Raw genomic sequence first — 18,489 nt, forward strand, 5'->3', positions numbered from 1 at the left:
TTACCGTATTATTTTTTAAAGCTGCATAACGTAAAACAGCACAATAATACTGGGCATTAACGCAATAGTAATATATTGTTACGGGACAAGCTTAAAGCTACAACCCACGGACGAAATGAACATAATGCCACAGAAAGATTCCGATATACGCCGCGTTTTCCTGCACACCGGAGATGCATACATTGGCGTAAAACCGACCATAGTATCCACTGTACTGGGGTCCTGTGTGGCGATATCCATGTTTTCAGCACGCACCCGGCAAGGCGCAATCTGTCATGCCTTCCTGCCTTCCCGCTCGGAAATAAAGGACGTTAACGAGCCCTCCCTGCAGATTTGCAGATATGTAGACACGGCTGTGACCCATTTGCTAAAGAGTATGAATCGTCTGGGGGTCAAAAAGAATGAACTCGAAGTCAAGCTCTTCGGAGGGGCGACCGGACTGACCTATTCGCAGGTACGACCGTCCTGTGCGCTGGGCATCGGCAATAGAAATATTGACGCTGCCCTTGAACACCTCAAAGCACAAGGTCTGAAGCCGCGGACCATGGATGTAGGCGGCAATGTGGGCAGAAAACTGCTCTTCTGCACCTACACCGGAGATGTCTGGATCAAAAGACTCGAAAAAAAAATGTTTTAGGTCCGCATAAACCGGACCAAACCGGATAACGACCATGAACATCACTAACAAGCTTTCTTCCTCAATTCTGTTTATTGCTCTGGCTCTTTTCTGTCTGCCCGGTTTTTCCGCAGCAGACGGAACCATCTACCAATATTCCATCATCGACTCACTGCTGGTGGGCAACTATGACGGAGAACTGACCATCGGCGGGCTGAAAAAGCACGGCGACACCGGACTGGGCACCTTCAACCGCCTTGATGGAGAGATGGTTTTCATTGACGGTGAAGTCTACAAAATCACCGCCAAAGGCAAAGCCGAAAAAATGGAAGACAAAGCCCGTACCCCTTTTGCCGCCGCAGCCTTCTTAAAAACTGATAAAATCATCAAGCTTGATTCCGCAAAGTCGCTCAAAGAACTTAACAATAAAATCTCATCCGCCCTTGACTCTGAAAATCTTTTTTACGTGATCCGCATTGACGGCAAATTCCAGACAATGAAAACTCGCAGTGTCCCGGCCCAGACCAAGCCCTACGTGCCGCTGGTGGATGTGGTAAAAAAACAATCCATCTTCCGCTTCAAGAACATTGAAGGTTCACTGGTGGGCATAAAAAGCCCGGCCTATGTCAAAGGTGTCGGCGTGCCCGGATATCACTGGCACTTCATCACCAGGGACCGTACTGCCGGGGGCCATGTCCTTGATTGCGTTTTCACCGACCTGGCTGCCAAGGTCGGTTCCTACAACGATTTCTTCCTGCAACTCCCGGAGACCAAAAATTTTCTGGGAACCGAATTTAACCAAGACAAAGAAAAAGAATTAAAAGCAGTGGAAAAAGATTCCAAGAAGAAGTAATATTACTCCCAAGCACCTGCATAATCTTTGTATTTTAACATCTCAGCCGGGAGAATATAGCTATGAGTGAACGTTTTGTTATTCAAGTGGATGAAGATCTGGAAGCCATTATGCCGCGCTATCTGGAAATCAGGCAAAAAGAATTAGCGGAACTTGAAGAAGCCGTTGCCGCAAAAAACTTTGAAATAATACGTTTGCTGGGCCACCGCTTGAAAGGGACCGGTTCCTCATACGGACTTGATGAACTGACCCGGCTGGGCACCCTCATCGAAGACAAAGCAGTAGATGAAGACATGTCCGAAGTCCCGGAACACACCGCCGGAGTCAGGCATTTTCTTGAGCATCTAGACATAGAATACGTCGAAATGGATGAATAAAATTAAGGCCGGAAGTCGATAAAACTTCCGGCCTTTAATATTTCTAACAACTTACCAAGCAACGTGGCGAAGCCTTAACACAAAGTTTTGGGATTCTTGCATTAGCTCTTAGGCGAGCGGTCTCCCGCGAGAGAGGTAGCGACAGTGGAACAAACCCTTTCCCAAAAGGGTTTAAGGTCCCAGGCAGGGTCGCCAAAGTCATCTTACTTAAAACCTGCAATAGCCTTCTTAAAACCCTCACGTGATCTTTCGATTACTTCAGTGCCGACACAGAAGGCGAGACGGAAGTAACCGGGGCAGCCGAATCCTGTTCCGGGCACGGCGAGGATTTTTTCTTCCTGCAGTGCGGCGCAGAATTTTACATCGTCGCCGCCGGGGGCTTCGGGGAAGAAGTAGAATGCGCCCTTGGGCATGGTGTAGGAATATCCGGCATCTTTAAGCACGGAATCCATGGCATTGCGGCGTTCGAGGTAGATGTTCTTATCCACCTGAGAGCCGAGGGCCTTTTCAAGCAGCTTCTGGCCCACTGCGGGGGCGTTCACAAAACCGAGGATGCGGTTGGTGAGCACCAGCCCGGCGGTGAGCTGCTCTTTGCCGGGCATTTCCGGGTTGAGCAGGGCGTAGCCGACCCGTTCCCCGGCAAGGGAGAGATTCTTGGAAAAAGAGCTTACCACGATGCTGTAGGGGTAGAGCGGCAGGATGGAAGGCACTTCCACATCATCGAAGGCGAGGAAACGGTATGGCTCATCGGCAACGAGGAAGATGGGACGCTCGCGGCCTTCGTTTGCTTTTTTGAGGATGGCTGCCAGCCCTTCAAGCTCCGCCTTGGTGTAGACAGCCCCGGTGGGGTTGTTGGGGGAGTTGATGAGCACCACGCGGGTCTTTTCGTTGATGCCCGCTTCAATAGCGTCGAGGTCCAGTTCGAAAGTGAGCGGCTTGGAAGGTACGGTGACCAGTTCTCCGCCGGAGTTCTGGGCATAGAAGCCGTATTCCACGAAAAAGGGCGCGGGGCAGAGAATCTGGTCGCCCGGCTCTAAAATGGCCCGGTAGAGGGCGTTGATGGCTCCGGCTGCACCGCAGGTGATGACCAGATCGGCACCTGCAACTTTAACACCCTGCTCCTCGGAAACTTTTTCGGCCAGTTTTTCACGCACTGCGGGATAGCCGAAGTTGGGCATGTAGCCGAAAGCAAAGGGCTTGTCCGCTGTCTCGGAAAGTTCCTTAAGGCCTTCCGCAACTGCTGCGGGAGCGGGAACGTCCGGGTTGCCCAGTGAAAAATCGCAGACAGCGTCTTCACCGTATTTTTTCTTCAGTTCCATACCTGTTTCGAACATCTTGCGAATCCAGGATGAACGTTCGATGTACCCTTCCACTTGGGTTGAAAGAAGTTTCATTTCAATTCTCCGTTATCTGCGTTTTTTATTATAGTTCCCGCTGCGGCCCTTATTCTGGGAGTGGTTGCTCTTGGGCTTGCCACGATAGTTGTTATTACGGGGGCGGGATTTTCTCTGCGGTCTGGGCTTGGGTGCCGGGGGCTGTTCTGCACGGGCGTGCAGGGATTTCTGGTACAGTTCGTCCAGCAGCATGCCCACGAGAATACACTGCTCGTCATCCTCGGCAAGCTGACGGACAAGGTCTTTATAGCGTCCGATGCGTTCCCTTTCAAGGATGGTTCTGGAGCGGAACTGACCTTCAAGGATGGTGGTCAATCTTTCGTTGATGGTTTCCAGCACCTGCTTGTCGTCCGGCAGTTCGCGGACTTCAAAATTGATGTTGTAGGCGGTGGCGATGCGCTGCAGTTCGATCTTCTGGATGACGTCTACAAGAGAGATTGCCACCCCGGAAGAGCCTGCGCGTCCGGTACGTCCGGCACGGTGGATGTAAGATTCCTTGTCTTCCGGCGGTTCGTACATGACCACGTGGGAGAGGTCCGGCACGTCGATTCCGCGCGCGGCAATGTCGGTGGCTACGAGGAAGCGCACATCACCGGAGCGGAGCTGGGCCAGTACCTTTTCACGTCTGGATTGCGAAAGATCCGAGGTAAGGTCTGCGGCATTGAAGCCGAAGTTGTTGAGCACGGCGGCCACGAATTCCACGTTGGCCTTGGTGTTACAGAAAATGATGGCCGAAGTGGGATTTTCCATTTCAAGGATACGCATGAGCTGGCGTTCCTTACCCATGGAAGGCACCTCGTAATAGGCGTGGTCGATCTCGGTTACATGCACCTGCTTGCTGCTCAGGCTGAGCATCTGCGGCCTGTACATGAATTCTTTGGAGAGACGGATCACGTGCTCCGGGAATGTTGCCGAGAACATGTAGGTGGAAATGGGCCTGCGCGGCAGGTAGGATTTTACTTCGCGCATATCCGGGTAGAAACCGATGGAGAGCATGCGGTCCGCTTCATCGAAAATCAGGGTTTCCAGATCTTCAAGGTCGAAGGTGCGTTTGAGCAGATGGTCGAGAATTCTGCCCGGTGTACCCACAACCATGTGCGCGCCTTTTTCCAACTCTTCGCGCTGGTGGCCGTAGCCGACGCCGCCGTAGACGGAGAGGACCCGCAGCCCGGAGCCTTCGAAAATTCTTTCCGCTTCACGTTCAACCTGCCGGGCAAGTTCGCGGGTGGGGACGAGGATCAACGCCTGGGTGTAGTTGATATTGGGATCGAGTTTTTCCAGCAGGGGCATTACAAAAGCACCGGTCTTGCCGCTGCCGGTTTTGGCCTGCACCATGAGGTCCCAGTTTCTGAGCTGATAGGGGAGAGATTTGGACTGGACCGGGGTCAGTTTTTCCCAGCCTGCTTTGTCGAGGGCGTTCAGTATGGATGGGGGGAGTTCTTCTTTGGTGATTTCCGGCAGGGAGTCTTCTGGTTCCACTACTTTATCCGGTTCATCGTGAACGCTTTCATTATGCATTTTCTGCGTGTCTTGGTCGTCTTTTGAATTGGTCATAAATGTTTTTCCTATTAAAACTTGAAATATCCGCAAAACACTACGCTATAAGTATTGGATTTTGCAAAGGGTATTTTGGCGTGTGATTGGTGGTATTAATAAAACAAATAAAAGAGCTGCAAACCGATTAGGTATAACTATTTGATCTTGGAGCAAAACTGTATGTAATTCTAATTTATTAAAACTTTTTTGAACGGGTGTTGCAATGGTTGATAAATTGATGTCCAAACAGGTTTATTTTCTGATCAGGTGTGTGTTGGCTGCCGTGTTTTTATATGCGGGAGCGGGAAAGCTCACGGATATACAGGGATTCTCCACGGTCATCAGCGGATACGGATTGCTGCCCGGACAATTGAATTACGTAGCGGCACTGGTGCTGCCGCTGGCGGAGATTCTCATTGCTTTTGGACTGCTCTGGGATGTGAAGGGTTCTCTTTCATCATATTCAGTGTTGCTGCTTGTGTTTATGGCTGTACTTGCCCACGGCATCAATATGGGACTGGATGTTGATTGCGGTTGCTTTGCTCCTGATGACCCGGAAGGGGAAGCCTACCACTCCCTGCGTGAGGCCCTGCTGCGTGATGCTTTTCTGCTTTTAGGATGCGGTTATCTTTATCTGATGCGTCGGATGAAGGGGTACCGTTCGCGTTCTATGTTGACTCTGATTGCCCGTTAGAATTCTAAATTTGGAGGATGGTTGAATGAAGATGGTTAGGAATATTTCTGTAATTGCGGCCCTCTGCGCGCTGATGTTTGCAATGACCGGCTGCCTCGGTTCCGATAAATTCGCTCAGGAAGTGGAAAAGGAAAAAGGCGCGGTAAAGCTGCTCAAAGAAGTGCAGCGCGGCGGTTATGACATCATCACCACCCCGGAACTGAAAGCTCTGCTGGATAAGAACAAAGACGTGATTGTTATCGACACCATGCCGTACGAAGCCAGCTACAAAAAAGAACACGTACCCGGCGCCAAGCAGTTCCTGTTCCCCATTCCCGATATGGTTGAGTGGGACGTAAAGGAAACCGACGGCAAGACCAAAGAGCAGTTCATTGAAATGCTCGGACCTGACAAAGACGCACCCATCGTAATCTACTGCGGTTTCGTAAAATGCACCCGCAGCCACAACGGTGCAGCATGGGCCAAGAAGCTCGGCTACACCAACGTTAAGAGATACCCCGGCGGTATCTTCGCATGGAAAGGTGCCAAATACCCCGTCGGTTCCGTAAAATAAGCCATTAGAACTGTATAAAAACGGTTCTCTCCCTGCCCCGGTGCATTGTGTGCCGGGGCTTTTTTGCGTCTTGCAGCGGATTTTTTTTAGTTGCCACAATTTTTACAGGACAGAGAATTTCATGATAAGGAGACACGAAGTCGGGAAAGTTAAAAGAGAATTAAAGTCTACAAATTATGTAAGTTTTGGGGATGCTAGTGCTGCATAAATTTCTACTGACATTAATGTTTTATGCTCTATTGTGCGGTCAGGCGTATGCTGGAGATATTGACCCAGCCATCTTTCTACCCTCTGCCGCTGAAAACATCATCCTAAAAGCACAAGACGGCAGCACCACAAAACGCCGTTGCAAGTCTGTATCTGATGGAAATTTTCATATTGAGGAACGTACAAGACTGGCTGCCGGAAAAATTCAAGAAGGTGTTGATTGGTCGCAATATCCTCCAGATATGCAGCAGATTATGAAAGGAGAAAAAGATATTGTTAATAATTATATCTTGCGGGCTGACGGCCCAAGAATAACCGCTGAAAGTCTGACATTCAAAGGAGAGGGTGACGTTCTTCTTGATTTGCAAAAAAAGCACTGGATTCAGCATGGAAAGTCAAACGGTAAAAAAATCAGGATTAATTGTAAGATTGTAAAGCGGAGCAAGAAAAAAATTTTAGGTAAGTTGCGAACATTGCTGCATGTGGAATTAACTTATGTCGCCGATGGAGCTACGTACAAAGAGTTGAAGATAATTGCTTCGGGTTTATGGGTCATTCATCGGAAAATTATGTGTCCCGGACCACCCACAGTTTTGATTACGCTTGAAGAAGATTTGAATTTCAAATGATTCAAGGCCAGCCTTTCCTGGTCCGGGAAGGCTGGCCTTTCAATTTAATCCTTTACCCTTCAACCCCAACCAATATCCCAGCCGTATCAGTTTCTTTTGAAAACTGCTTACCCACGATACGGCAGGTCAATTCCAGATCGACTCCGGTATGGCTGCGGCATGCTTCCATCAGTTCGCGGATGCCTTCCCCTTCTTTACTGAATGAGTTCAGCATGGCCGGACTAACCATGAATAAACGGTCTCTGCTGTTGATCTCGTATGTGGAGCAGGGCGGCAGGCCAAGGCCGAGGCTGCCGAGATTTCCGCTTTGTCTTTCGATAAGGATGTGGGCTTTGTCTGCGCGCATCAGGATTACGGGGAGCGAACCGGAGTTGACCACGGTCACGGTTCCGTCTTCACGGTCAATGTGAATGTAGCTGGCCGTGAGTCCGCTTTCACTGTTTTGGCGGGAAGTCAGGGCGGCTCCTATGTTGCGCACGGTTTCGGAAGGGCTGAAAAGCGGCCCGGTATTTTCTGCCAGCAGGGCTTTTATTTTTTCCTGCATGATCACCGACCAATCGCCTGTGCTGTTGAGCAGAAAATGGCTTTCACTTTTGTTGTTCAGGACTACGGTTTCATAAATGAATTGCCCAGCTGACGGCGGGGATGCCGGGAAAGTACACCTTGCCCCGGCTGGTGGGAAAGCTGTTTCGTTTATGCGTAGCGGGGTATCTTGCAGAGCTGCTCTCTGCATCTGTCTGGCGCAGGAGTTCAGCTTGAGGTGCAGCTTTATGCGATTGATGACCTCTTTGTATTCAAAGGGTTTGACAATGAAGTCCACGGCCCCGGCGTCATAGCCGCGTGAGGTGTTGCTCTCGTCATCAAGGGCACTGAGAAAGATGATGGGTATTTCAGATGTTTCCGGTGAAATCCGCAATACTGCCGCGCATTCGAAGCCGTTTTCATCAGGCATCATGATGTCCAGCAGAATCAGGTCGGGCTGTTCCTGCTCGGCCAGTTCTCTGCCGGTGCGCCCATTACCTGCGGTCAGGATGTTGTAGCCCTGTTGTTTCAATACAATTTCAAGGAATTCAAGATTGAAGGGCTCATCATCTATAATGAGAATGGTAGGTATATTATTTGGCTGGATGGGCATTTTGCTGAATCCTTTGCGTGTCTGGGTGGCTGTTGAGTGTTATGTTTCTGAAAAAAGGATTTAAACAGAAAAATAGTCACGGTCTAATGACGGCCGGTGTATATTATTCGTATTTTGCCGTTGCTAAGAAAGTTATAGTTGCGTTAGATTGTTGCATCATTTTAAACTTACAACTTTTTATCAGCAGGAGTTGACGACATGCTTATCGGTATCCCTAAAGAAGTTAAAACCATGGAGAACAGGGTTTCCATGACCCCCGGTGCGGTAGAAGCCTTTGTCCGCCGCGGCCATTCAGTGCTGGTGGAAAAAGGGGCCGGACTCGGTTCCGGGCTTTCCGATCAGGAATATATTGATGCGGGCGCGAAAATGGGGTCCGTGGATGACGCATGGGCTGCGGAAATGGTCATCAAGGTTAAAGAACCCATTGCTTCCGAATACAAATATCTTCGTGAAGACCTCCTGCTGTTCACCTATCTGCACCTTGCTGCGGACGAGCCTTTGACCAAAGCCCTGCTTGAATCCGGTACCACCGGGGTGGCCTATGAAACCGTGCAGCTTCCGGACGGCTCCCTGCCCCTCTTGACCCCCATGAGTGAGGTCGCCGGACGTCTGGCCGCACAGGAAGGTGCTTTGCACCTTGAAAAAACCAAGGGCGGGCGCGGTGTGCTCATGGGCGGTGTGCCCGGTGTGGCACCGGCTAAAGTCATGGTCATCGGCGGCGGCGTGGTCGGCACCAACGCAGCCAAGATTGCATCCGGCATGGGCGCGAAAGTTACCATCTTCGACGTGAGCCACGCCCGTCTGCAGTATCTGGACGATGTTTTCAATGGCCGCATAACTACCATGACCTCCACCGAACCGAACATCCGGGCCGGTGTTGCCGAGGCTGATCTTGTCATCGGCGCGGTGCTCATTCCCGGTGCCAAGGCTCCGAATCTTGTCACCCGCGGCATGCTCTCCACTATGAAGGAAGGAGCCGTTATTGTCGATGTCGCAGTTGACCAGGGCGGTTGTGTTGAAACCATCAAGCCCACCACCCACAGTGATCCTACTTATGTTGTGGATGGTGTTGTGCACTACGGTGTTGCCAACATGCCCGGCGCGGTGCCCAGAACCTCCACTTTCGCGCTGGTCAACCAGACCCTGCCTTACGCCTTGCAGCTTGCAGATAAGGGGCTGGGTGCTCTTCGCGAAAATCCCTGTCTTAAACTCGGCCTGAATACCATGAAAGGCAAGCTGACCTACGCTGCAGTAGGTGAAGCTTTCGGCATCGATTCAGTGGCTCCTGACGAAGCTCTCGGTTAATCCGGGTAACGTTATCATTTTCGAATTTACGGGGTGGAGGCAGATGTCTCCACCCTTTTTTATGATCTACTCAAGATTCGGCACAAGTCCTACAAATATATTTTTCAGGTGATAAAACCTGTTCTTTGGGTTATCATAGACTCCATTCTGAGGTGTATTAAGGAGTTGTTATGTCTGACAACCGAAAGATAATAATGGAAAATCTGGCTGTTGCAGCGGCCTACTGGATTGTGTCTCATCTGAACTGGGTCGTATTCAGCAGTGTGGGTGTGTTGCCCATGCCTATATGGCCTGCGGCGGCTGTTGCTATTATTGCTGCGTTATATAGAGGGTGGGCCATCGGTTCGGGCATAGCCCTGGGAACAATTCTGGCCAACCATTTTTCACTGGGCGCGCCGTGGGCTTTTGCGTGCTGCATTGCGGTTATGAATACGCTGGGTCCGCTTTTAGGGGCCTCGCTGATCAGAAGTAAAAACGGCGGCGGGCTGCATTTCAAGACTGCCGGAAATATGGGCTTTGCCGTGTTTGTCGGGGTTTTCCTTGTTCCGCTGCTGACTGCGCTCGGAGGAATCGGCAGTAAATTTATGTTCGGATTTCTGCCCGCAGGTAAGGTGGTTGTTTCAATTGCCCGTTGGGGTATGGCCCATGCTCTGGGAACGTTTGTTTTTGCGGTTCCCTATTTTGCATGGCTGGAAAGCAGGGTGAGCCATGAGCGGTAGTAAGAATCCCGGCAGATCCATGCTGCTGACCTTTCTTTTATTTGCCCTTTGCATGTGGTTTGTAGATTCAATTTTTGAATTGCTTTGGTTTAATGAAGAGGGGGCGGGGCTGGGTCATCACTTCTTTCCCATAGACGACCCGCATGAAATGTTCATGCGTATCCTGATGGTCAGTTCGATACTGCTCAGTGGAGCGGTTGTTTCTTTCATGTATGGGCGAGTGTCACTTTCTGAAGAACGGGCTCGTGAAAGTGAGCAGAAGCTGAAAACCATATTTAATTCCATCGGGGATGCGGTGATTGCCACTGATGCACAGGGGCGGGTTACCCGCATGAATCCGGTGGCCGAGCAGCTTACCGGGTGGTCTGTGGGAGCTGCGACGGGGCTTGCCCTGCCTGATGTTTTCAAGATCATTAATTCCGTTACCAAGCATCCGTGTGAAAATCCTGTGGATAAGGTTTTGCAGTCGAAGAAAGTGGTCGGGCTTGCCAATCACACCACACTTATTTCCCATGACGGAGAGGAGTTCCAGATTGCGGATTCCGCAGCTCCTGTGTTTGATAAATATGGCAATATTTCAGGCACTGTCCTTGTCTTCAGGGATGTTTCGGAAGACTATCGGCAACGGGAGGAGTTGCGAAAACTGCGTAATTACCTTTCCAACATCATTGATTCCATGCCTTCCATTCTTGTGGGGGTGGATGTGGATGGCAAAGTCACCCAGTGGAACATGACCGCTGAAAAGGCTACCGGGGTTTCCTCCGGCGATGCATACGGTAAACCTCTTGCTTCTGTTTTTCCGCGTATGGGGGCCGAAATGGATAAGATCAGGGAGAGCATCCGTTCCCGCCAGCCCCGGAATGAGGAACGTAAGTCCCGTCAGGGTGAGGGCGGGGTTCATTATGAAGATGTGACCATCTTTCCGCTCATCGCCAACGGTGTTGAGGGAGCGGTTATCCAGATTGATGATGTTACCGAGCGTTGTAATCTGGAACAGATGATGATTCAGACTGAAAAAATGATGTCTGTGGGCGGGCTGGCAGCTGGAATGGCTCATGAAATAAACAACCCTCTTGCAGCCATCTCCGGTAATACCCAGAATATTCTCAACCGTATTTATAAGGATCTGGACAAGAACCGCAGGGTGGCCGGAGAATGCGAAGTGGAGCTGGATAATCTGCGGGATTATCTTTCCCGCAGGGATGTTCCCAGAATGTTGAACGGTATTTCCGAGTCCTGCAACCGGGCGGCCACCATTGTCAGCAATATGCTTCGGTTCAGTCGCAAGAGCAAAAAAGAGTTCACTGGATGTAATCTGGCTGAACTGATGAATAATACAATTGAACTGGCGGCCAACGATTACGACCTCAAACGGGAATATGATTTCAGAAAGATCGAGATAATCAAAGAGTACAGCCCGGATCTTTCAGAAGTCCACTGCGAAGAAAACGAAATTCAGCAGGTTTTCCTCAATCTGCTGAAAAACGGCGCACAGGCCATGATGGAAAAGGAATATATTGATGACGGACCCTGTTTTATTCTAAGGTTGAAAAAAGAAGGCCGCATGGCTGTTGTGGAAGTTGAAGATAACGGTCCGGGCATGGACGAAGATGTACGCAAAAGGGTTTTTGAGCCGTTTTTCTCCACAAAGAGTGTCGGACACGGGACCGGGCTGGGATTGTCGGTGTCCTATTTTATCATTACGGATCAGCATAACGGATTAATGGAAGTAAATTCGGTTCCGGGCAATTGGACCCGGTTTGGGATTAAGATACCTATTTCAGGGCAGGAGGCGTAGCAATGCCACATTCAATTCTGGTTCTCGACGATGACGTGCATGTCAGGGAAAGTCTTGCGATAAGCCTTGAAGATGAGGATTTCGATGTCTACGAGGTCGGCAGTTCTGAAGATGCTTTGACTTTTCTGGATGGGCAGAAAGTGGATATGGTGATCGTTGATTTACGGTTGCCCGGAATGAACGGTACTGATTTTATTAATGAAGCCCGGTTAAAATGGCCGGCACTGAAATTTATCATTTATACCGGCTCTCCGGAGTTCAGTATACCGGTGGATCTGGCCGAAGTTTCCAGTGTTTCAAATTCCATATTCCTGAAGCCGTTGCCGACCTGCGAGGTTATGGTCAACGAAATTAGGCGCATGCTGGCTTAGGGTGTCTTTGTACTTCAGAAACAGTGTGAATTTGCAATAAGAGCGGGTTGCCGTTATCAGGTTGACAGAAGAACGGTTTTCCCGGAGTGAATTTTTGTGCCCCCGAAAAAAGAAGAGATAATATATATAGAAGCGAAAGCACCTGTGGAGCCTCCTCCGGAGGAGGGACTGCCGCCGTGGATGGCCACCTTTGCGGATATGGTTACCCTGTTGTTGTGCTTTTTTGTTCTGCTGCTTTCTTTTGCCAACCAGGATGTTGCTAACTTTGAGACCCTGAAAGGCTCCATGCGCGATGCTTTCGGGATGCAGACTCAGGATAAAACCGGAAAGCATATGGCTTTTTCCAAGAGTCCCAACTCCGCGTCTTCCATGAAAGCTGATGCCAAGAAGAAGATGGAGGCTCTTGAAGTTGATATCAGGGCTTTTATTTCCGCCGGTAAGCTGCAGAAGCTGATGGCGGTGAATACCGATCAGCAGGGTGTGCTGGTCAGGGTTCCCACCAGAGCCATATTCATGCCCGGAACTGCGCAGATTAATCCCAGAGCAACGAAACTGTTGGATAAAGTTGCCGGCATTATGAAGAAAAAGGATTTTAATCTTGTCGTCCGCGGGCACACGGATGACCGGGCCACGAAGAATAATATTTACAGTTCCAACTGGGAGCTTTCTGCTGCAAGGGCGGCTTCCTGTCTGCGTTATATTCTGAAAAAGTCCGGGGTCTCTTCCAAAAGGGTAAAAGCCGTGGGTTATGCCGGAACCAAGCCGCTGGTACCTAATACTTCCAACCGCAACAGGGCCATCAACCGCAGGGTTGAATTCTATTACCAGCCGCCATCTGATAAATTCTGATAGAAAGTAAAAAATAAAAACCCCGTCATTTCCATGAAGAAATGACGGGGTTTTTGGGATGATCAAGTTTTTTAATTCTTTTTGCGTTTTTCCCAGAGTTTCATCTCTTTCATTTTTTTACGCCGCTCACGCTGCAGGGATTTGCAGACCAGCGGTGTCTTTTTGGCGTATCCCCATTTTTCGCGGTACTCTTCCGGGGTCAGGCCGTATTTCGCGAGATGACGTTTGGTAAGCACCTTGAAAGATTTTCCTGATTCCAGACAGATGATGCTCTTTTCTCTGATGGCTTTTTTGGGATCTACCGGAGGGGTGGGGTCAGGGGAGCCGCTGTCGAGCATGCCTTCGCTGATTTTTTTGATTCCTGTTGCAAGCTTCTGCACCATGGAAGTTATTTCTTCTTCAGTCATGGTCCTTACGCTGGCTTGGGCTTTTACAATTTCAAGTGCTTCTTTCAGATGATCTTCCATATTATCTCCCTTTATCTGTTTAAAATTATTATTTGTATTGGTTTAAGTTGTATAGCACGGTATAAATTTGTGCTCTTTTTACCTATTATAAATTTCTAAATCTCTTTGTGTGGCAGTTGTGGCATTGCAGTTTGTGTTATTGATAACCTTTTTTTGCCACTGCCTATTACCAGTAACACTATCTATGGATAAAGGTGAAGTAGAATATTAAAAAACTCTATTCTTTTTTAGAATGCTGCAGGCCACTGCATGGGAGTCAGTTTGATTTAGTGTAAGTCAGGTTGTGAGTTGAGATTGGGGGAGGGGTAAGGTTTTGCTGTGTACCGGATTGTAACACTTTGTCGCAATCAAAGTGAAAGTTTGCGTTACTTTTTCACGCTAGTTGAGGTATAACGATGCAGTAGGTCTTTTGTCTGAGGGACGGGAATTGTTCCCGCGTACTATTGAATCAAATCAGATCCTGTAGATAGCGAGGTTTGTTATGCCCAAAGATATTAATGAATTTCTAAATGAAATAGGGGGAATGGATGTTGATTCCCTTGTGAATTGCGTCTGCCGCCACCATCTTTCATATCTGGGACGTGATTACAGCCGTACAGATATCTTCTCTCTCTATCAGGCTTTGGCTTATACTTTGCGGGACCGCCTTGTAGGTAACTGGATCAAAACCCAGCGTTCTTATTACAACCAGCGGGCCAAGAGTGTCTATTACCTCTCCCTTGAATTTTTGACCGGGAAATCTCTGGCCAGCAACACCTTGAGTCTTGGGGTGGAAAAAGAAGTGACTGAAATTCTGGATAAATTCGGGGTCACTCTTGATGAGGCCGAAAGTGCGGAAGCCGATGCCGGGCTGGGTAACGGCGGTCTGGGCAGGCTTGCGTCATGCTTTCTTGATTCCATGGCCAGTCTGGGGATTCCCGGTTACGGCTACGGGATAAGGTATGAGTACGGTATTTTCAAGCAGGCCATTGAGAACGGGGAGCAGGTCGAGGCCCCGGATGACTGGCTGCACAGCGGCAACCCGTGGGAATTCAACCGCAAGGGATTCATGTTTACGGTCCGTCTTTACGGGCGTGAAGAGCAGTACACCCACGAAGACGGATCGGTTCGCCATCGCTGGGCGGACAGTGCCAAAGTAATGGCCGTGCCCGTAGACATGCTCATTCCCGGTTACAAAAACGGCAACGTTATCAACATGCGTCTCTGGGAGGCCCAGCCGGCGCGGCGGTTCAATTTCGACCTCTTCAACAGCGGCGACTACATCCGCTCCATGGAAGATGCGGTCCGTTCCCAGACCATATCCAAGGTCCTTTACCCCAATGACCGTCTTAGTAAAGGACGGGAATTGCGTCTTGTGCAGCAGTATTTTTTTGTCTCGGCCACTATTCAGGATATGATGCGCCGCTTTGAAAAATTGAAACTTGATTTTTCCGAACTGCCCAACCGGGCCGTGGTCCAGCTCAACGAGACCCACCCGGCCATCGCCATCCCGGAACTGATGCGCATTCTAATTGACGAGCATATGCTCAACTGGGATGAGGCATGGCGCATCTGCCGCCGGACTTTCGCATACACTAACCACACGGTCATGCCCGAAGCCCTTGAAAAATGGCCTCTGGACATGATGAAAAAGGTTCTGCCCCGTCATGTTTCCATCATTTTCGAGATCAACCGCCGTTTCATGGAAGATGTGAAGGCCCGTTTTCCCGGTGATGAAGAGCGTTTGAAGCGCATGTCGATTATTGAGGATTGCGAATTCCCGCAGGTGCGTATGGCCTGGCTGGCCGTGGTGGGCAGTTTTATTGTGAACGGGGTTTCCGCCCTGCACGGAGAGTTGATCAAAAAGAGCATTTTTCAGGATTTCGTGGAAATGTTTCCCGGCAGGTTCACCTCGGTGACCAACGGCATTACCCCGCGCAGGTGGCTCAAGCAGTGCAACCAGCCGTTGTCCGACCTGATCAGTGAAAAGATCGGTGATGAGTGGGTGACTGATCTTGCTCAGCTGAGAAAGCTTGAACCGCTGGCTGACGACCCTGACTTTCAGGACCGCTGGTATGAATGCAAGCTTAAGGAAAAGCAGCGGCTGGTGGATTATGCCCGCAATGAATACGGACTCTACCTGCCTGCGGACTGGATGTATGATGTGCATGTTAAACGTATCCATGAATACAAGCGTCAGCTTCTCAATGTGCTGCATGCCATAACCCTGTACTGCCGTTTGAAAAAGAATCCGGATAGTGTGGCTGTGCCGAGGTTGAAGATTTTTGCCGGGAAAGCCGCTCCCGGATATTTTCTTGCCAAGCGCATTATCAGACTGATCAATTCCGTAGGCGCGGTGGTCAACTCCGATCCTGCGGTGAACCATAAACTGCGTATCGCCTTCATGCCCAACTACCGGGTTTCGCAGGCGGAACGCATTATTCCGGCTACCGACCTTTCAGAACAGATTTCCCTTGCCGGGACTGAAGCCTCCGGTACCGGAAATATGAAGTTCGCCCTTAACGGTGCCCTGACCATCGGAACTCTTGACGGGGCCAATATCGAGATTATGGAAGAGGTGGGCCGGGAGCACATGTTCATCTTCGGTATGGATGCGGATGAAGTGGAGGTTCGCCGCTACAACGGATACAACCCTTCTGAAATTGCTTCAGCTGATCAGGAGCTGGGCGAAGTCCTGCATTACATGGGTGACGGCACATTTTCCGAAGGTGACCGGGAGCTGTTCAAGCCGATCCTTGATGCTCTTTTTGATGGCGGTGACCAGTATATGGTCCTTGCCGATTACAGGGATTACGTGGATGCGCAGGACAAGGTTGATGAATTATGGCTGGACCGCAGAAATTGGCTGCGCAGTTCCATTCTTAACACTGCCGGTTCCGGGCATTTTTCCAGTGACAGGTCCATCATGGATTACGCCCGCAATATCTGGGGCATTCGTCCCATGGATTTGGAAAAATAGTTTTTAATTATTATAAACTTTAGCATGGCCGCCTGTTTTACCTTTAAAACAGGCGGTTATGTTTTGGCTCTTTCTGCTTAGCCCAGACTTTCTGCGGGATCAGCCCGGCTTTGCCAACTCGTTGAAATTTACATATATTGACGATCCCAAACCCACCCTAAGAATGGATACCAAATAATGAAAATGAAATTTCGTCCTTTTACTGCTTTGCTGTTAACTCTCCTGCTGTTGGTGGGAGTTTGCGCAGCAGCTTTTCACATGGGCTTTTTCGATGCTTTTTTTGCTGAAAAAGTGGAAATCGTCCAGCAACAGGAAGGGGAGGGTCCTGTTGTACGCCGTGAAGTGAGCAAACTGGTTTTACCGCTGGAGTCCGGTCAGCCCGGGGAAGCTGAAGGTCTCAATGAACAGGATCTTGCTGCAGGAAATAATTCCGCATCAACTCCTTCTTCAGAAGAACATGAACAGAACGGCCCGGATGCCGGGAATAAAACAGAGCAGGTTGTTGCTGAGAAAAAAATTTCTGAGTCCAAGCCCGAATCCAAGCCTAAGCCTAAACCGGAACCCAAGCCGAAAGCGAAGTCTGTCAAGCCTCTTTCAGTCAAAGGAGTGCTCAGAGGGATAGATGTTTCCTGTCAGCCGAAACAGGCTGCACTGGAGATCAGCCTTTCTTCCGCTGCGGGTAGAATAAGCTGGTTCAATCTTGATAAGCCGCGCCGTCTGGTTGTTGATCTGCACGGAAAGTGGAAGAACAAGGCTAAATCCGTATACCGGATAAAAGATTGTCCGGTTCAAAAGATTGTGCTTGGCGAACATCCCGGAAAAATTCGTCTGGTCATATATCTTGATGAAAAGGCAGCTCCTGCAAAGATAAAACCTGCTGTGCGCAGGGAGGATAAGGGGATTTTCCTGAAACTGGATTTTTAAATTTCAGCGGAAAATATTTTGTTGCGAACGGACTGGGGTGCTTTGCTGCCTCAGTCCGTTTTTGTTTCAACTAGTTTGTTTTTTAGCTCTAATGTAATGATATGTTTGGTTTTGATGTAAAGTGTGGCACGTAACACAAACGTAACAGCCGGGTCATTGCCCTGTAACCCGTGCCGGATAGTTAGTTCATGTCAGCTTGAGAAAGCTGGCTATTTTTTTACGGTGCGTATCACGTAAGATCAGGGATTCATCGAGCCTGATCCGATTTTATTTTTATATAATATTATGGAGATAGTGTAATGGGGCAAGCTGTTAAAATCGCTTCCAAAAATCTGGACTTTTACTATGGTGACTTCAAGGCTCTTGAAGATATTTCCATGGATTTTGAAGAAAACAGGGTTACCGCGCTTATCGGGCCTTCCGGTTGTGGTAAAAGTACTTTTCTGCGCTGCCTGAACAGGATGAATGACCTTATCCCCGGTACCCGCGTGGATGGTGACCTTACCCTTGATGAAGAAGATATTTACGCTCAGGGGCTGGATGTTGTTACCCTCAGAAGGCGTGTGGGCATGGTTTTCCAGAAACCCAACCCCTTTCCCAAGTCCATCTTTGAGAACGTTGCTTACGGTCTGCGCGTAAACGGCGTTAAAGATAAGGAATTTATCGCCCACAAGGTTGAAGAAAGCCTCAAGGGCGGTGCTCTCTGGGACGAGGTAAAGGATCGCCTCCATTCTTCCGCACTCGGGCTTTCCGGTGGTCAGCAGCAGAGACTGTGTATTGCCCGCGCTCTCGCGGTTGAGCCTGAAATCCTGCTTATGGACGAGCCTGCATCCGCTCTCGATCCCATCGCCACCCAGAAGATCGAGGACCTGATCCACGAGCTTAAGAAGAATTTCACCATTATCATCGTGACCCACTCCATGCAGCAGGCTGCACGTGTGTCCGACCAGACTGCATTCTTTTACATGGGACGTCTTATTGAGACCGGTAAAACCGAAACCATGTTCACCAAACCCAAGAACAAGCAGACTGAAGATTACATCACTGGTAGATTCGGTTAGAACGCTGCCCTAGTTCATGTATACAGGTCCGGCCTGCCGGAC

General features: G+C 49.6%; 18 protein-coding genes. 14 read left to right on the forward strand and 4 right to left on the reverse strand.

Translation table 11 applies throughout. The features are described 5' to 3' along the window. Positions 1 to 124: 124 nt before the first annotated feature. The 3 genes from FMR86_RS17335 (at position 125) to FMR86_RS17345 (ending at position 1,846) form a co-directional block, all read left to right on the forward strand. Positions 125 to 637: a chemotaxis protein CheD gene (locus tag FMR86_RS17335; RefSeq protein ID WP_163352661.1), complete on the forward strand. Its 513-nt coding sequence runs from the start codon at positions 125 to 127 to the stop codon at positions 635 to 637. 34 nt (positions 638 to 671) lie between these two features. Beyond that, positions 672 to 1,469, forward strand: coding sequence for an acetolactate decarboxylase (budA, locus tag FMR86_RS17340; RefSeq protein WP_163352663.1), 798 nt, complete (start codon positions 672 to 674; stop codon positions 1,467 to 1,469). Positions 1,470 to 1,531: 62 nt separating this feature from the next. Beyond that, complete coding sequence (locus FMR86_RS17345) at positions 1,532 to 1,846, forward strand: Hpt domain-containing protein (protein WP_163352664.1); 315 nt, start codon at positions 1,532 to 1,534, stop codon at positions 1,844 to 1,846. Positions 1,847 to 2,049: 203 nt separating this feature from the next. On the opposite strand, the gene FMR86_RS17350 is transcribed toward FMR86_RS17345, so the two are convergent. Both FMR86_RS17350 and FMR86_RS17355 read right to left on the reverse strand, forming a co-directional pair. Further along, positions 2,050 to 3,240, reverse strand: coding sequence for a pyridoxal phosphate-dependent aminotransferase (locus FMR86_RS17350; RefSeq protein WP_163352665.1), 1,191 nt, complete (start codon positions 3,238 to 3,240; stop codon positions 2,050 to 2,052). Positions 3,241 to 3,252: 12 nt separating this feature from the next. Beyond that, positions 3,253 to 4,794, reverse strand: coding sequence for a DEAD/DEAH box helicase (locus tag FMR86_RS17355; protein ID WP_163352666.1), 1,542 nt, complete (start codon positions 4,792 to 4,794; stop codon positions 3,253 to 3,255). A 205-nt stretch (positions 4,795 to 4,999) separates the two neighbouring features. On the opposite strand from FMR86_RS17355, the gene FMR86_RS17360 reads away from it, so the two are divergent. The 3 genes from FMR86_RS17360 to FMR86_RS17370 all read left to right on the forward strand — a co-directional run bounded on the left by FMR86_RS17360 (position 5,000) and on the right by FMR86_RS17370 (position 6,859). Continuing rightward, complete coding sequence (locus FMR86_RS17360) at positions 5,000 to 5,470, forward strand: MauE/DoxX family redox-associated membrane protein (RefSeq protein WP_163352667.1); 471 nt, start codon at positions 5,000 to 5,002, stop codon at positions 5,468 to 5,470. Between the two features lie 25 nt (positions 5,471 to 5,495). Beyond that, on the forward strand, positions 5,496 to 6,023 hold the full coding sequence (locus FMR86_RS17365; RefSeq protein ID WP_163352668.1) for a rhodanese-like domain-containing protein: 528 nt from the start codon (positions 5,496 to 5,498) through the stop codon (positions 6,021 to 6,023). A gap of 197 nt (positions 6,024 to 6,220) precedes the next feature. Continuing rightward, positions 6,221 to 6,859, forward strand: coding sequence for a hypothetical protein (locus tag FMR86_RS17370; RefSeq protein ID WP_163352669.1), 639 nt, complete (start codon positions 6,221 to 6,223; stop codon positions 6,857 to 6,859). A gap of 52 nt (positions 6,860 to 6,911) precedes the next feature. Here the strand turns inward: FMR86_RS17370 and FMR86_RS17375 are convergent, their stop codons facing one another. After that, positions 6,912 to 7,994: a response regulator gene (locus tag FMR86_RS17375; protein ID WP_163352670.1), complete on the reverse strand. Its 1,083-nt coding sequence runs from the start codon at positions 7,992 to 7,994 to the stop codon at positions 6,912 to 6,914. 198 nt (positions 7,995 to 8,192) lie between these two features. Between FMR86_RS17375 and ald the strand changes: the two genes are divergently transcribed. The 5 genes from ald to FMR86_RS20885 all read left to right on the forward strand — a co-directional run bounded on the left by ald (position 8,193) and on the right by FMR86_RS20885 (position 13,036). After that, positions 8,193 to 9,299 (forward strand): alanine dehydrogenase, encoded by a 1,107-nt coding sequence (gene ald / locus FMR86_RS17380; RefSeq protein ID WP_163352671.1) that lies wholly within the window; start codon positions 8,193 to 8,195, stop codon positions 9,297 to 9,299. Positions 9,300 to 9,469: 170 nt separating this feature from the next. Next, positions 9,470 to 10,018 carry an MASE1 domain-containing protein gene (locus tag FMR86_RS17385; RefSeq protein WP_163352672.1) on the forward strand — a complete coding sequence of 183 codons (549 nt, stop codon included), beginning with the start codon at positions 9,470 to 9,472 and terminating at the stop codon, positions 10,016 to 10,018. Next, positions 10,008 to 11,816 (forward strand): PAS domain S-box protein, encoded by a 1,809-nt coding sequence (locus FMR86_RS17390; protein WP_163352673.1) that lies wholly within the window; start codon positions 10,008 to 10,010, stop codon positions 11,814 to 11,816. Before FMR86_RS17385 ends, FMR86_RS17390 begins: the two co-directional genes overlap by 11 nt. 2 nt (positions 11,817 to 11,818) lie before the next feature. Continuing rightward, on the forward strand, positions 11,819 to 12,187 hold the full coding sequence (locus tag FMR86_RS17395) for a response regulator (RefSeq protein WP_163352675.1): 369 nt from the start codon (positions 11,819 to 11,821) through the stop codon (positions 12,185 to 12,187). 96 nt (positions 12,188 to 12,283) lie between these two features. After that, positions 12,284 to 13,036: an OmpA family protein gene (locus FMR86_RS20885; protein ID WP_163352676.1), complete on the forward strand. Its 753-nt coding sequence runs from the start codon at positions 12,284 to 12,286 to the stop codon at positions 13,034 to 13,036. Positions 13,037 to 13,107: 71 nt separating this feature from the next. Here the strand turns inward: FMR86_RS20885 and FMR86_RS17405 are convergent, their stop codons facing one another. After that, positions 13,108 to 13,503 (reverse strand): MucR family transcriptional regulator, encoded by a 396-nt coding sequence (locus FMR86_RS17405; RefSeq protein ID WP_163352677.1) that lies wholly within the window; start codon positions 13,501 to 13,503, stop codon positions 13,108 to 13,110. Between the two features lie 481 nt (positions 13,504 to 13,984). On the opposite strand from FMR86_RS17405, the gene FMR86_RS17410 reads away from it, so the two are divergent. From FMR86_RS17410 to pstB, 3 genes are all read left to right on the forward strand, one after another. Next, positions 13,985 to 16,462 (forward strand): glycogen/starch/alpha-glucan phosphorylase, encoded by a 2,478-nt coding sequence (locus FMR86_RS17410; RefSeq protein WP_163352678.1) that lies wholly within the window; start codon positions 13,985 to 13,987, stop codon positions 16,460 to 16,462. A gap of 177 nt (positions 16,463 to 16,639) precedes the next feature. After that, positions 16,640 to 17,386 carry an AMIN domain-containing protein gene (locus FMR86_RS17415; RefSeq protein WP_163352679.1) on the forward strand — a complete coding sequence of 249 codons (747 nt, stop codon included), beginning with the start codon at positions 16,640 to 16,642 and terminating at the stop codon, positions 17,384 to 17,386. Positions 17,387 to 17,685: 299 nt separating this feature from the next. Then, positions 17,686 to 18,447, forward strand: a complete 762-nt coding sequence (pstB, locus tag FMR86_RS17420) for a phosphate ABC transporter ATP-binding protein PstB (RefSeq protein ID WP_163352680.1) — start codon at positions 17,686 to 17,688, stop codon at positions 18,445 to 18,447. Positions 18,448 to 18,489: the final 42 nt, after the last annotated feature.

This window comes from Desulfovibrio sp. JC010, from assembly GCF_010470675.1.
Classification (GTDB): Bacteria; Desulfobacterota; Desulfovibrionia; order Desulfovibrionales; family Desulfovibrionaceae; genus Maridesulfovibrio.